The sequence below is a fragment of the Methylobacterium cerastii genome, from assembly GCF_022179125.1.
In the GTDB taxonomy this organism is placed as follows: Bacteria; Pseudomonadota; Alphaproteobacteria; order Rhizobiales; family Beijerinckiaceae; genus Methylobacterium; species Methylobacterium cerastii.
Genome location: NZ_BPQG01000121.1, coordinates 1 through 13,788, shown reverse-complemented (window position 1 = coordinate 13,788; position 13,788 = coordinate 1). Strand labels below are relative to the sequence as shown.

Annotated in this window: 9 protein-coding genes and 4 pseudogenes; 5 read left to right on the top strand and 8 right to left on the bottom strand. The window is 66.4% G+C overall.

From position 1 onward, the window contains the following. Positions 1-101: 101 nt before the first annotated feature. From MFF13_RS25635 to glmU, 5 genes and pseudogenes are all read right to left on the bottom strand, one after another. Positions 102-561, bottom strand: a pseudogene (locus MFF13_RS25635) (helix-turn-helix domain-containing protein); the annotation flags it as partial. Between the two features lie 88 nt (positions 562-649). Beyond that, positions 650-1,093, bottom strand: a pseudogene (locus tag MFF13_RS25630) (IS3 family transposase); the annotation flags it as partial. After that, positions 1,092-1,322: pseudogene (locus MFF13_RS25625) on the bottom strand (transposase); the annotation flags it as partial. The pseudogenes MFF13_RS25630 and MFF13_RS25625, both read right to left, overlap by 2 nt. 219 nt (positions 1,323-1,541) lie before the next feature. Then, positions 1,542-3,368, bottom strand: a complete 1,827-nt coding sequence (gene glmS, locus MFF13_RS25620; protein ID WP_147815484.1) for a glutamine--fructose-6-phosphate transaminase (isomerizing) — start codon at positions 3,366-3,368, stop codon at positions 1,542-1,544. Between the two features lie 164 nt (positions 3,369-3,532). Beyond that, on the bottom strand, positions 3,533-4,939 hold the full coding sequence (gene glmU / locus MFF13_RS25615) for a bifunctional UDP-N-acetylglucosamine diphosphorylase/glucosamine-1-phosphate N-acetyltransferase GlmU (protein ID WP_238273318.1): 1,407 nt from the start codon (positions 4,937-4,939) through the stop codon (positions 3,533-3,535). Positions 4,940-5,316: 377 nt separating this feature from the next. Here glmU and MFF13_RS25610 point away from each other — a divergent pair, with 377 nt between their 5' ends. Both MFF13_RS25610 and mdoH read left to right on the top strand, forming a co-directional pair. Then, positions 5,317-6,831, top strand: coding sequence for an OpgD/OpgG family glucan biosynthesis protein (locus MFF13_RS25610; protein ID WP_373322612.1), 1,515 nt, complete (start codon positions 5,317-5,319; stop codon positions 6,829-6,831). A gap of 87 nt (positions 6,832-6,918) precedes the next feature. Next, the gene (gene mdoH / locus MFF13_RS25605; protein ID WP_238273317.1) at positions 6,919-9,090 is read left to right on the top strand and encodes a glucans biosynthesis glucosyltransferase MdoH; all 2,172 of its coding nucleotides are present in this window, start codon (positions 6,919-6,921) and stop codon (positions 9,088-9,090) included. Positions 9,091-9,628: 538 nt separating this feature from the next. Here the strand turns inward: mdoH and MFF13_RS25600 are convergent. From MFF13_RS25600 to MFF13_RS25590, 3 genes are read right to left on the bottom strand one after another with little or no spacing between them, the layout of a single operon-like run. Beyond that, positions 9,629-9,940 (bottom strand): hypothetical protein, encoded by a 312-nt coding sequence (locus MFF13_RS25600; protein WP_238273316.1) that lies wholly within the window; start codon positions 9,938-9,940, stop codon positions 9,629-9,631. Next, positions 9,937-10,686: a hypothetical protein gene (locus tag MFF13_RS25595; protein WP_238273315.1), complete on the bottom strand. Its 750-nt coding sequence runs from the start codon at positions 10,684-10,686 to the stop codon at positions 9,937-9,939. Before MFF13_RS25595 ends, MFF13_RS25600 begins: the two co-directional genes overlap by 4 nt. Next, on the bottom strand, positions 10,683-11,198 hold the full coding sequence (locus tag MFF13_RS25590) for a hypothetical protein (protein ID WP_238273314.1): 516 nt from the start codon (positions 11,196-11,198) through the stop codon (positions 10,683-10,685). Before MFF13_RS25590 ends, MFF13_RS25595 begins: the two co-directional genes overlap by 4 nt. Before the next feature lie 292 nt (positions 11,199-11,490). On the opposite strand from MFF13_RS25590, the gene MFF13_RS25585 reads away from it, so the two are divergent. The 3 genes and pseudogenes from MFF13_RS25585 to MFF13_RS25575 all read left to right on the top strand — a co-directional run. Then, positions 11,491-11,754 (top strand): hypothetical protein, encoded by a 264-nt coding sequence (locus MFF13_RS25585; protein ID WP_238273313.1) that lies wholly within the window; start codon positions 11,491-11,493, stop codon positions 11,752-11,754. 151 nt (positions 11,755-11,905) lie between these two features. After that, positions 11,906-12,325, top strand: coding sequence for a hypothetical protein (locus MFF13_RS25580; RefSeq protein WP_238273312.1), 420 nt, complete (start codon positions 11,906-11,908; stop codon positions 12,323-12,325). Between the two features lie 228 nt (positions 12,326-12,553). After that, positions 12,554-13,788: pseudogene (locus tag MFF13_RS25575) on the top strand (hypothetical protein); the annotation flags it as partial.

Sequence of the window (13,788 nt, the reverse complement as noted above, 5' to 3'; positions counted from 1 at the left end):
GCCAAGGCCCAGTTCGCCGTCATCTTCGGCAAGCGCTTCACCCGGGCCATGGCGGCCTGATGTGCAACCCGCCGCCCACACACGGAATTTCCGATAGTCCCGCCCATGGCCCGTAGCACCCGGCTCTGCGTCTGCTCGGACACCGACACGCCGTGGTCCTGGAACAGGATCTGGGCGAGATCGACCAGCCGCCAGCGCACCACCCCGTGGGCGGGCCCGCGGACCTTGCTCGACCAGGGCGCGCAGCACCTCTCGCTGCTCGGCGGCCAGGCGCGGGCGAGCCCCGGGCGCCTTGCCGCCGATCAGCCCGTCCGGACCGTACGCGTTGAACGCCACGACCCAGTCCCGCACCGTCTGAAGCCCGACCCCGCCGAGAGCGGCGGCGGCCGAGCGCGCGCCGCCCGCATAGATCGCCGACAGAGCCAGCAAGCGCCGCGTCTGGGCGGGATCGCGCGCCCCCTTGGCAAGAGCACGCACGCCCTCGGCATCGAAGTCCGACCGCAGCGGCACCAGCGCAGCCATGACATCCTCCTCAGGCTCCAAACCTAAGGAAAGAATCACGACCGAGATGCCGACGCTACCCCACATGAGTCCTGCTCAGAGAGGCTTGGTATAACTTCACCCTTGGACCACCTCGTGGGGGCCGATCAAACTCGACGGCTTCGAACGACCGCCATGGGCCGCGCCGGTGGATGACCTCGGTCTTGAACAGTCCGATCACGGTCTCGGCGAGAGCATTTTCGTACGAGTCACCGACACTGCCGACGGAGGGTTCGATACCAGCCTCTGCAAGACGTTCGGTGTAGCGGATGCTGACGTATTGCGACCCGCGGTCGGAATGGCAGACGAGGCCGCTGCCGGCGAAGGGGCGGCGCTCATGCAGAGCCTGCTCCAAGGCATCGAGGACGAAGTCCGCCCGCGCCGAGCGCGACACGCGCCAGCCCACGATCCGGCGAGCGAAGACATCGACCACGAAAGCCGCGTAGACGAAGCCGCTCCAGGTCGCGACGTAGGTGAAGTCGGCGACTCACAGCCTGTTCGGGTGGGCGGCCTTGAACTGCCGGTTGACCCGGTCCAGTGGGCACGCCGCGGCTGGATTGCAAGATCAGCTTGTCGAGGGTGAGATCCGCAATCGCCTTTCGCAGCCGAGCGTTCTCGGTCTCCAGATCCTTCATCCGTCGAACCTGATCCGACTTCTGCCCGCCAAACTCACGCCGCCACCGGTATTACGTCACCGAACTCACACCGAGCGCGCAGATCGCATCGGCCACGCTCTCGCCCTGTGAGATCAGCACATCCGCCTGCCGTAGCTTGGCAACGATCTCCTAAGGCTTCGGGGGCTTTGCCATTTCGTCCGTCCTCCAGGCTCAAAAGCCATATCAAAAGGCGGACCACTCCAATGGGGGCTGACCAGTGCTGACATCGCATTTTCACCCGACCTTAATATGTCGGCGTTTTCACCCGATTAATTATTTCACCCGACCTTATCTTTTCATCCAACTTTTTTCGCCGTGGACAGCGAACTGTTTGAAAGATCGCGTCTATTCCACCGTGACGGACTTGGCGAGGTTTCTCGGCTGGTCCACGTCCTTACCCATGACGACGGCGGTGTGGTAGGCGACGAGCTGGATCGGCACCGCGTAGACGATCGGCGCGACCGTCGGGTCGAGGTCGGGCATCGTCACCGTGGCCAGGGTGTCGAGCCCGTGCTCGGCTGCGCCCTTGGCGTCGCCGATCAGCACGATGCGCCCGCCGCGGGCGGCGACCTCCTGCATGTTCGACACGGTCTTCTCGAACACCGCGTCGTGCGGGGCGATCACGATCACCGGCACGCTCTCGTCGATCAGCGCGATCGGCCCGTGCTTGAGCTCGCCCGCCGCATACCCTTCCGCGTGGATGTAGCTGATCTCCTTCAGCTTCAGCGCGCCCTCCATCGCCATCGGGTAGCTGGTGCCGCGGCCGAGGTAGAGCACGTCCCGCGCCTTGGCGATCTCGCGGGCCAGCCCCTCGATCTCGTTCTCGCGGGCCAGCGCGTCGGCCATCAGGCCGGGCACGGTGATCAGCGCGTCGACGAGGCGGCGCTCCTCCGCGGCGTCGATGGTGCCGCGGGCGCGGCCGGCGGCGATGGCCAGGCACAGCAGCACCGTGAGCTGGCACGAGAACGCCTTGGTCGAGGCGACGCCGATCTCGGGGCCGGCGAGCGTCGGCAGCGCCACGGAGGATTCACGCGCGATGGTCGAGGTCGGCACGTTGACGACGCACACGCTGTGCTGGCCTTGGGACTTCGCGTAGCGCAGCGAAGCCAGGGTGTCGGCGGTCTCGCCCGATTGCGAGATGACGAGCGTCAGCCCGTCGCGCTCGAGCGGCGCCTCGCGGTAGCGCGCCTCGGAGGCGACGTCGATCTCGACGGGAAGCCGCGCGATCTGCTCGAACCAGTAGCGGGCCACCAACCCCGCATAGTAGGCGGTGCCGCAGGCGGTGATGTTGAGGCGCGACAGCTTGGCGAAGTCGAAGGGCAGCGGCTCGGGCAGCGCGACGCGCCCTTGCGCGAGGTCGACGTAGTGGGAGAGCGTGCGGCCGACGACCTCCGGCTGCTCGTGGATCTCCTTGGCCATGAAGTGGCGGTGGTTGCCCTTGTCGATCCGGTAGGCCTGCGTCGCGATGGTCTGGCGCGGGCGCTGGACGACCGCGCCGTGGATGTCTCGGATCTCGGCGCCAGAGCGCGACAGGATCGCCCAGTCGCCCTCTTCCAGATAGGTGAGCGCGTCGGTGAACGGCGCCAGCGCCAGCGCGTCGGAGCCGAGATAGGTCTCGCCCGCGCCGTAGCCGATGGCGAGCGGCGCCCCGTGCCGGGCGCCGACCAGCAGGTCGTCGTGGCCGGCGAACAGGAAGCCGAGGGCGAAGGCGCCGCGCAGGCGCGGGAGGCAGGCGGCCACCGCCTCGACCGGCCCGAGGCCCTGGTCCATGGCATGGCTGACGAGCTGGGCCACCACCTCGGTGTCGGTCTCGCTCTCAAACCGGACGCCCTTGGCCTCGAGCTCGTGCTTCAGTTCGCGAAAATTCTCGATGATGCCGTTGTGGACCACGGCGAGCCGCGCGGTGGCGTGCGGGTGGGCGTTGGTCTCGTTGGGGCGGCCATGGGTCGCCCAGCGGGTGTGGCCGATGCCGATCGCGCCGGCCAGCGGCTCCTCGCGCAGCCTCGCCTCGAGGTTGACGAGCTTGCCCGACGCCCGGCGCCGGGCCAACCGCCCGTGCTCCAGCGTGGCGATGCCGGCCGAGTCGTAGCCGCGGTATTCCAGGCGGCGAAGCGCCTCGACCAGCGGACCGGCCACTGCCCCGTTACCGACGATGCCGACGATGCCGCACATGCTGAGTTGTCTTTCGGTTCGCCCGGTGGACCGGCGGCTTGTACCGGATCGCCGCCGCACGAGGCCAGCCCCCCGTGGCTACGCAGGGCAGGCGATGCAGTGGGCCGTTTACGTGAGAGGCGCGGGCCGTCTTTTGAAGGGGCTGCGGGTGCGCGCGCCGGGAGCTACGGTTTGCCTGCGCGCGCCACCTTCTCCGCCTGCAACGCCGCCCGCTTCCACTCGGCCCAGCCCGGCTTCGTCGCCTGGCGGCCGCGGGCGACGGCGAGCGCCCCGTCGGGCACGTCGTCGGTGATCACCGAGCCGGAGGCGACGAAGGCGCCCTCGCCGATCGCGACGGGGGCGACCAGCGCCGAGTTCGAGCCGATGAAGGCGCCGGCCCCGATCGTGGTGCGGTGCTTCGAGACCCCGTCGTAGTTGCAGGTGATGGTGCCGGCCCCGACGTTGGCGCGGGCGCCGACCTCGGCGTCGCCGAGATAGGTCAGGTGCGCGGCCTTGGCGCCCGGCCCGAGGCGGGCGTTCTTCAGCTCCACGAAGTTGCCGATGCTGGCGCCGGCCTCCAGCACCGCGCCGCCCCGCAGGCGCGCGAACGGGCCGACGCTGGCGCCCGCCTCCAGGCGCACGTCCTTCAGGTGCGAGAAGGCGTGGACGACGCACCCGTCGTCCACGCGGACGCCGGTGTCGAACACCACGTTCGGCTCGACGAGCACGTCGCGCCCGAGGATCGTGTCGTGGCTGAGGAACACCGTCTCGGGGGCGACCAAGGTCGCGCCGCCGAGCTGGGCGCTGCGGCGCAGGCGCGCCTGGATCGCGGCCTCGGCGACGCCGAGCTGCACCCGGTCGTTGACCCCTTGCGCCTCCGCCTCCGTCACCGGAACCACGGCGACGGAGAGCCCGTCGCCGACGGCCAGCGCCACCGCGTCGGGCAGGTAGTACTCGCCGGCGGCGTTGTCGTTGCCGATCCGCTCCAGGAGCGCCAGCGCGTGGTCGCCCGACAGCGCCATCAGCCCGGCGTTGCACAGGCGCACCGCGCGCTCCGCTTCACTGGCGTCCTTCTCCTCGCGGATCGCGACCACGCGGGCGCCCTCGGTCAGCACCCGGCCGTAGCCGGCGGGCGCCTCGGTCTCGAAGGCCAGCACCACTACCGCTGCGCCCTCGGCCAAGGGCGCCCGCAGCCGCGACAGGGTCTCGCCGGTGATCAGCGGGGTGTCGCCGAAGGCGACGATGACGTCGTCGCCTTCCCCGTCGTCGCCTTCCCCGTCGTCGCCTTGGCTCAGGATCGCCCGGGCGGCCAGCACGGCGTGGGCCGTGCCGAGGCGCTCGACCTGCGGGTAGATTGCGGCGCCCGGCGCCAGCGCCGCGATCTCGCGGGCGACGTCGTCGCGGCCGGGCTCGGCCACCACGGCGATGCGCGCGGCGCCGGCCGCCTGCACCGCGGCGAGAACGTGGCCGAGCATGCTGCGGCCCGCCAGGCGATGCAGCACCTTCGGCAGGTCGGAGCGCATCCGCGTGCCCTTGCCGGCGGCGAGCACGATCGCGGTGAGGCTTCGCCGCGCGGGGGCCGGTGTCGTCATCGCGTTCAGGTTCCCGGGGACGGTCGCTGGTGTCGCCCGCCGGGACCGGCGGGCGACGGGATGGGAGCACCCGATTAGCCGATCGCGCCCATCCCGCAAAACGGCGTCGCCTCGCCGTCGCCCTTCCGCTCCGCCGCGCGGCCTCGATCACACAGGCGCCGGAATTCGCGCCCGCCGGCCGCGCTTAACCGAGTGTTCAGGCACCGGGATGGTACGAGGGGCCGATTGTTGCGAACCGTTTCCGGGACTTCGCTGTTTCCGGTCCTGTTGCCGAACCACCCGAACGAAGGGGCACGACGCTGCCGACCGACCCGCGCTCCGACGCCCTCCGCGATCCCCGTGGGCCCGCCCGCCCGGACGGCACCCGCCGCGACGTCGTGCGCCTGGCAGCGCTCGGTGCGGTGCTCGCCGGCACGGGCCTGCGGGCCGGGCCGGCCGCGGCGGCCGACGCCCCCGCCCTGCCCGCCGCCAGCGCGCCGTTCGACGCGGCGACGGTGCCCGACCTCGCCCGGGCGCTCGCCAAGGCCCCCTACGCCGCCCCCCGCACCGACGACCTCCCGGCCAGCCTGAAGGGCCTCAGTCGCGAGCAGTACGGCGCCATCCGCACGAAGCCCGCCGCGGCGATCTGGGCCGGCGACGACCTCGGCTTCACCATCGAGCCGCTGCATCGCGGCGCGATCTTCACCGGCCGCGTCGCGCTGTTCCTAGTGGAGGACGGCCAGGTCCGGCCGGTCGCCTACGACCCGGCGCGCTTCGACACCGGCGGGTTCGCGCTGCCGGAGTTCTCGGAGGATCCGGGCTTCTCGGGGTTCCGCCTGCGCGCCCGCTTTCCCGACGGACCCGACCTGTCGGACTTCGCCGTGTTCCAGGGCGCCTCGTTCTTCCGCCTCGTCGCCAAGGGCCAGGGTTTTGGCATCAACGCCCGGGCTTTGACGCTGCGGCCGGCCGACGCTCGGGGCGAGGAGTTCCCGGTGTTCCGCGCGGTGTTCATCGAGCGCCCGGCCGACGGCGCCCTCGTCCTGCACGCGTTGATCGATTCCGACTCCGCCTCCGGTGCACTGCGGATGGTGCTCCGCCCCGGCACCGAGGCCTCGACCACCGAGATCGAGACCACGATCTTCGCCCGCAAGGCGATCGACCACCTCGGCCTCGGCGGCATGCAGGCGAGCTACCTGTTCGGCCCCGAGGACCGGCGCCGCGTCGACGACGCCCGCGCCGCCGCCTTCTCGGCCGGCGGCCTGCAGATCCGCAACGGGGCCGGCGAGGCGATCTGGCGCCCGGTCCACAACCCGGACGCGCTGCAGATCTCGTCCTTCGTCGATCAGAACCCGAAGGGGTTCGGCCTGATGCAGCGGGCGCGCACCTACGAGGATTTCGAGGACGACGTGCAGCACTGGGAGTGGCGCCCCTCGCTCTGGCTCGAGCCCGCCGACGCCTGGGCCGACGGCGCGGTGACGCTGATCGAGATCCCGAGCGATTCCGAGTTCAACGAGAACGTGCTGGCCTATTGGCGCCCGAAGGAGGCCGTCGCCGCCGGCTCGGAGACCACCTTCCGCTACCGCCAGCATTGGTGCTGGCAGGCGCCCGCCGCCGCGCCGCCGGCAAGCGTGACGGGCACCCGCAGCGGGCGCGGGAGCGCGGGCACGCGCCGCCTGTTCCTGGTGGACTTCACCGGCGACGGGCTGTTTGCCGAGGGCGGCCTCGACATCGCCCTGGCGGCGTCTCCCGGCAGCATCGCCCGGCAGCAGTTTTTCAGCTACCCGGAGCGCAGGACCGTTCGGGTCGCCTTCGAGCTCGATCCCGGCAGCGAGCGGGCGAGCGAGCTGCGCCTCGCCCTGGTTCGGGCGGGCCGGCCGGTGACCGAGACCTGGCTCTACCGCTGGACGTCGTAGAAGCCCGCCGGGCGCGCCGGGGTCCGCAAGACCGCCTCGGCGCCCCACGCGAGACCCGCAGACGAGAATCGATCGAAGGCCGTGCGCATGGACGACGTTTCCGCCCTCCCCGCGGCCGCACGGCGCGACGCCCCGCCGGACCGCCCCTCCGGGACGGCCTTCGCGGACGCCCTGCCCCTGGAATCGCCCCTCCCGATGCCGGTGCAGAGCCTGGCTGCCTGGGATCCGGCGCTCGCGCACCGGCCGTCGCGCCACCATGCGCGGCCCCACGCCGCGCGCCTCCTCGTCTTCGGCGGCGCGATTTTGCTGACCGGCTACGGCGGCTGGCAGATGTACGAGACGGTGTCGGTCTCAGGGTCGCCCACCGCCCTGCAGTACGTGCTCGTGGCCTTGTTCCTTCTGACCTTCTCGTGGATCGCGCTCGCCTTCACCAGCGCGATCCTGGGCTTCGCCGTGCTGCTGCGCCGCCCGCGCCTGCCGCCGGTGCCGGCGGGCCTCGCCACCCGCACCGCGATCCTGATGCCGGTCTACAACGAGGGCACCGCCCGCACCTTCGCCGCGATCGAGGCGATGCGGGAGGCCGTCGACGCGACCGGCCTCGGGCCCGCCTTCGACTGGTTCGTGCTCTCGGATTCGACGCAAGCCGACGCCTGGATCGCGGAGGAGCGCGCCTTTCTGGCGCTGCGGGACGCGCTCGGCCCCGACGCCCGCCTGTACTACCGCCACCGCCGGAAGAACCACCACCGCAAGGCCGGCAACATCGGCGACTTCGTCACCCGCTGGGGCGGCGCCTACGACCACATGCTGGTGCTCGACGCCGACAGCCTGATGACCGGCGACAGCGTCGTGCGGCTCGCCGGCGCGATGGAGGCCGACCCGGATGCCGGCATCGTTCAGACGCTGCCGCTCATCATCAACCGCAACACGCTGTTCGCCCGGGTGACCCAGTTCGCCGCCCGCATCTACGGGCCGGTGATCGCCACCGGCCTCGGCCACTGGTCGGGCCGCGACGGCAACTATTGGGGCCACAACGCGATCATCCGCACGAAGGCCTTCGCCGCCGCCTGCGGCCTGCCGGACCTCCCCGGGAAACCGCCCTTCGGCGGTCACGTGCTCAGCCACGACTTCGTGGAGGCCGCCCTGATCCGCCGCGCCGGCTGGGCGGTGTACATGCTGCCGACGCTGCCGGGCTCCTACGAGGAGAGCCCGCCCTCGCTGATCGACGTGGCGGTGCGCGACCGGCGCTGGGCGCAGGGCAACCTCCAGCATGCGCGGATCATCGGGGCGGCGGGGCTGAAGCCGGCCTCGCGCCAGCACTTCGCCACCGGCATCGCCGGCTACGCCGCCTCGCCGTTCTGGCTGTGCCAGCTCGTGGTCGGCATCGCGCTGGTGCTGCAGACGGCCTACGTGAAGCCCGAATACTTCACCACCGAGTTCGGGCTCTACCCGGTGTTCCCGCGCTTCGATCCGGTGCGCGCGCTGCAGCTCTTCGGGCTGACCATGGGCATCCTGCTGGCGCCGAAGTTCCTCGGCCTCCTCCTGGCGCTGATCGACGGCCCGGTGCGCCGGGCCTGCGGCGGCGCCGGACGGCTGGTCGCGTCCTGCCTCATCGAGATCCTGCTGTCCGCGCTGATCGCGCCGATCGCGATGGTGATCCAGTCGGGCTCGGTGTTCAGCATCCTCGCCGGGCGCGACACCGGCTGGAACCCGCAGCGCCGCGACGACGGATCGATCCCGTTCGCCGACATCGTCCGCCGCCACCGCTGGCATACGGCGTTGGGCCTGGTCTCAGGCGTCGCCGCCTTCGCGATCGCCACGTCGCTGTTCCTCTGGATGGCGCCGACGATCCTCGGCCTCGTCCTCGCGATCCCGATCTCCTGGGCGAGCGGGCAGCTGGCGCTCGGCCTCGCCCTCAAGCGTCGCGGCCTGCTGATGACGCCGGAGGAGCGCGCCCCGCCGCCGATCGCCATCCGCGCCGGCGCGCTGGCCGCCCGCAACCAGGCCCGCGGCCTCGACGAGGCCGACGCCCTCGCAGCGCTCCACGCCGACCCGGGCCTCGCCGAGGCCCACACCCGCATGCTGCCGAGCGCCGAGCCGCGCCCCCGCGGGAGTGTCGACGTCGACCACACGCTGGCCCAGGCCAAGGTCGTGGAGGCCGAGACCCTCGACGAGGCCCGCACCTGGCTCGGCCCCAAGGAGCGCATGGCCCTCCTCCACGACCGCGCCCTCCTCGACCGCCTCGCGCGCTTGGCCCCCTGACCCGATTTTTCGAGATGTCCGCCGGCCGCAAATTCGGCTACAACCCCTCCCGCCGGAAGGGTGGCCGAGTGGTTTAAGGCAGCGGTCTTGAAATTCGCTCCCGGCCATCCCGCCCAATCCCATGCAGTCAGATAACACATTGTTCTGGTTGCCTAAATCGGATTGCAGGCGTTCTCTCATCGTTCCCTGTCCCTGCTCGTATTAATGAGTTGGGTAGCAAAAGCGGTAGTAACCGGACTGGGTCTGTTCCGCTTGCCAGCTATCAGTGCGCGTGGATCGTGAAGCCCGGCCGGGCTGCCCCCGCGCTGGGGCGGCTCGCAGCACGGTTCAGAACCGCGGCGCGAGCGGCCGGGCCGGGTAGATCAGCGGCGAGTGCCGAGCATTGCGCCGAAGCCGGCGCGTTGGGCTAGGCCCTCAGCGACACAGTGCCGGGCATCGGCCCGCGCAAGCGCAACATCCGCCTCTTCGCTAAGCCTTTCGGCTCGGGCGAGGTCGGCGGCAGCCCACCGGATCTGGAAGATGGCGAGAGTGGTCAGGATTACGCGCATAGCGCGATCACCTCCTGCAGCACGACCTTCATCAGCTTTTCGCCGTCGTCCAAAGGCGATCGACCTTCGTGCTCCACGAAACGGTTGAAGTCGTCCAAGGCGAGGCGAGCCTTGGCAGCGAGATCCTTGAGACAGGCCGCAGGCTCCGCGATAGCTCGACAAAAGACGGCGTTGTGCCGTTCGATCGCCTCGTCGAGTTGCTCGTCGCTCCAATGATCCCGGCTTGCGGCTCTATCAACGCGTGCTCGATCAACTACAGCCCACTCACAGGCTTGGGCGAGGACGGAGGGCACGGTCGTCATGCGCCCTCCGACAGGTTGAGGTGAACAGACGCCACGTTGGCGGCCGAGATCAGCAGCGGCCGGAATTGCTCTGGCAGGTTGTCGAGATGCATGTCCTGAAAGAGCCGGACCTGTGCAGCCAAACCCTCGCGTGTCGTCGCAGGGAGGTCACGGATCCGAACACGGGCAGCACGCCATGCAGCCTCCGCGTGTCTCTCGGCGCGATGCAGTTCCTGTGTCCGATGTCGGGCCCTCGCCGCAGAAACTGCACGGCCATAGGCTTCCGCCTCTGGATGAAGATGTCGCCAGCGGCGGAGCAGATGAGGGGTCCGGCCTGCGGGCCCAAGTTTGGCGACAGCCCGATCCAGGACAATTCGAAGGCCGCGCTCACTCCACGCCCGGCTTGGGTTGAGCCACGTACCGTCGACCGTAGGGTTGGGCCGGAAGTGGGGGTGTGGTGGATCGCCAGGCATGCCGAAATGCCAACGCTTGAACAGGCGGCAATCTTCGTCGTTCAAGAGGAGCGAGGCAGGCACGACACCGTGGTCTGCCCGCGCGGCACGGCTCGCAGCCGAATACGCCGCGCACGCTGCTTTGAAAGCTGCGTTGAGACGATCGTGCTCGGTCGAGGCGGCGAGCAGTTCGGCGTCCGGGTTAAGCTGCTCGGGTTGAGCTAAAGCGGCAATTGCGAAGGCACCTGTGCCGGCGGTCGCCGACGCCAGAGCGATACCGCGGAGGAAGCCGCGACGGGATGCGGGAGCGCTCATGCGAAGCGCCTCCACGAAACGTTGCAGTCGCCGCGGAGAGCGATATGGCGGCCGGCCTGCTCGGCCTCGCCATGTGCATCCGCAATGCCGTTGTCGTTGCCCATCTCACGATCGCTGACCCCGCCCACGCTCCACTGAAGCTGGCTCAGGCAGTCGTTGTGAGAGGTGGCGTCGATCGAGCCGAGAGACGGCTCCCCATCGGCTCCGTCCTCCCGGTCTGCGTCGCCGTCGAGGGCATCTAATAAGGCGAGGTCGAACTCGATGCGGTTGGCGATGCGCTGGCGGAGGGCCTTGAGCCGCTGATGGTCAGCATCCGAGAAAAAGCGATCTAAGCCCTGCTGGATCGCCTCGATGGCGTCGTGCGCGGCCTGGTCGGGATCAGCTTTCCGCATGGCGCGGAGGGCCAGTGTGACGGGGCCCCGCTGCTTGCCGGCCCGGAAACGTAATAAGGCCGACGGAGTGCCAGCCTGGGGTAATAAGGGCGTGCGTGTGCTATGGGCGTGTTTAGCCATCTGCGTCGCTCCAAGACGTGTGTGGTCAGGGCCGTTCCGGTGTGTCCAGCACCGTTGCGGCCCGTTCTTTTTGGCGCTATAAACTTCGGATGTCAACCGTTTCTGGCGCTAAAAAGATTGGACGGCCAAAAGCGGACACCGAAGCGGTGAACGTCCGCATGGCTCGCGATTTACTCGACGCACTTGATGGATTGATCAGCGAGCAGCCCGACCCAAAGCCATCTCGCCCGGAGACCATCCGCCGACTCGTCGAGGAAGCGTTGAAGGCGAAACGATCCTAATGGAGGCAATCATGGACATCGAGGATCGGGAGATTGAATACGCGCCACTCACCGGCAGTGTAACCCGCGACGGCTTGACAGTTGATGTGAAGATCTATCGGTTCGCCGGCACCGATGATCCGTGGCAGCTTGAGGTAGTTGACGATAAAAATTGGTCGACGGTCTGGGACGATCAATTTCAAACCGCAGAAGACGCCTACTTTGCGTTCAACGAGGCCGTCGAGGAGGATGGCATGATGTCATTCTTAGGAGACTCGGGATCGACCGTTCACTGACCTCAACGCGCATCACATGGACGAGCACCTGAAGGCGAAGGGCTATCTGAAATGAGCCTCGACGCATGGATCGCAGACCAGCCCGAGCCGAAGCCCTCTCGTCCCGAAGCGATCCGACACGCTCTCACGGACTGGCTCACGGGCCAAGGCTATGTGCGGCATCGCGAAGATCCAGAGGGCGCGAACTGATGCGGTTCACCGAGCACTCAAAGGCGAAGGGCTATTTGAAGTGAACGACATGCCTGACGTCGATCGAACCGCCCGCACGATCGCCGAGAACGTGTACGCCGCCTACTCGCGACAGGCCGAGGGTACGATCCCCCCGCAGTCAGAACAGACCCTCATGGTCCGATTGGTTGAGGCGATCCGAGAGGAAGTCCCAGGTGGTAAGCCGCGCGACATCCTTGATGCAGCGAATACCGTGCTGGACGTATGGGAGCAGAACGCGCAGATCCGGGGACCTCGCATCAGCGCATTGGATCGTGCCGATGGGTCGGTCGCTATGGCGTCAGTGGGTTCATTCTCTTACGAGGCGGGCCTACGAGACGCTAAAAACCGCCTGAAATCGTGAACCCTTTTGTGCCCCGGCTTATCGAGGAAACTTTGAAGGCGAGAGAGGCGAAAAACAAAGCATGAATTAGTACAATTACCTTTTTAATTGCTAAATTTATAAAAATTACTGAATAGTACAATCGTGGCTTCGTGGCCACATCGCTTACTTATTTTCAAGATATCCGAGGCGGAAGCTTGCGGCTTAAGCGGGCAGCTATTAAGGCCATCACGATCTCGTGAGGCAAAAATGTTGCAAATCGTTCAGAACACAACTTGGGCCTCTGGCCAAACAATTTCGCTTACGGATGATGTACAAGTCGCTCCTGGCGTAACTCTAACCATTGATCCAAACGTCATTATCCAGGGAAATGACCATACGCTTAGTGCGTTTGGAACCATCTATGCGCACGGCGGGCTAGAAAATAATATACTTTTTCAAAATGTCCATCTGGGACTCAGTGGCAGTTCCAGCTATAGTGGTTTTCTCGATCTTGATCATATACAAATTGACGGAGGCTCAATTGAGCGCGCAGGTCAATTTACATATGGTCATTTTAATCTGACTAATTCTCTCGTGAGCCATTTGTCAGCGTATACGTATGCGTGGTATCCTACGGCGCTTACGAAAATATCAAATAACATATTTGTGGATTTCCCAGGGATCACCTTAGGCACCGGTGCCTCTGTAACTCTTGGTTCAAGCACCGGCACAATCGAGATTGATCACAATATCTTTGATCGCTACTCAACCAATGGATTTTACAATTATTCAAACGGATACGCAATTAATTCATTTGCTGGATATGGTTCGAATAAGCCTCTTTCTCACGATAATGCTTTTTTAGATAGCGGCTTGACGACACTAGTTCTCCAATACAACAGTGGGGAATTAATTTCTAGAAACGATTTCTTTGGAACCGTAGATCAATCGAAAATTTCTCAGATGATTATCGATAGTGCCGATGATTTTTCAATCACGCATTCCATCGACACATCGACGGCAGCTTCCAGCCCATCGCCAGGTCTGCCGGATCGCCTTTATTCATACACGACCATTTCTATGCCAGAGGCAATTGTAAAATTCGCAAAGCTAGTTGGCTCGGGAAACTCCAATCTTACTGGCAACAATATAGGAAATACACTCATTGGAAATGATGGCAATAATGTCATCACGGCGGGCCACGGTTCAAGTATGCTCATAGGAGGAGGTGGCGTCGATACGGCTGTTCTTCCATTTTCATTAGTCGATGCCGTTTTCGATTTTTCGCACCCCGGTGAAATAGTAGCTTCTACTATTGGAGGTGATGTTATTTCCATGAGTGGGTTTGAAAAATATTATTTCACCGATGGATCGCTAAACCCATTTTCCAAATCCGCACTTGTAGATGACCTGTATTACTCTGCAATTAATAAAGACGTTTACTCTTCGCACATTGAACCAACGACTCATTTTAATCAATCTGGCTGGCACGAGGGCCGCAA

Excerpts from the sequence above, each read along its gene's own strand:
- MFF13_RS25600 (WP_238273316.1), bottom strand. The coding sequence starts at position 9,940 with ATGACGACCGTGCCCTCCGTCCTCGCCCAAGCCTGTGAGTGGGCTGTA.
- MFF13_RS25580 (WP_238273312.1), top strand. The coding sequence starts at position 11,906 with ATGTGCGGCATCGCGAAGATCCAGAGGGCGCGAACTGATGCGGTTCAC.
- mdoH (WP_238273317.1), top strand. The coding sequence starts at position 6,919 with ATGGACGACGTTTCCGCCCTCCCCGCGGCCGCACGGCGCGACGCCCCG.
- MFF13_RS25590 (WP_238273314.1), bottom strand. The coding sequence starts at position 11,198 with ATGGCTAAACACGCCCATAGCACACGCACGCCCTTATTACCCCAGGCT.
- MFF13_RS25595 (WP_238273315.1), bottom strand. The coding sequence starts at position 10,686 with ATGAGCGCTCCCGCATCCCGTCGCGGCTTCCTCCGCGGTATCGCTCTG.
- glmU (WP_238273318.1), bottom strand. The coding sequence starts at position 4,939 with ATGACGACACCGGCCCCCGCGCGGCGAAGCCTCACCGCGATCGTGCTC.
- MFF13_RS25585 (WP_238273313.1), top strand. The coding sequence starts at position 11,491 with ATGGACATCGAGGATCGGGAGATTGAATACGCGCCACTCACCGGCAGT.
- glmS (WP_147815484.1), bottom strand. The coding sequence starts at position 3,368 with ATGTGCGGCATCGTCGGCATCGTCGGTAACGGGGCAGTGGCCGGTCCG.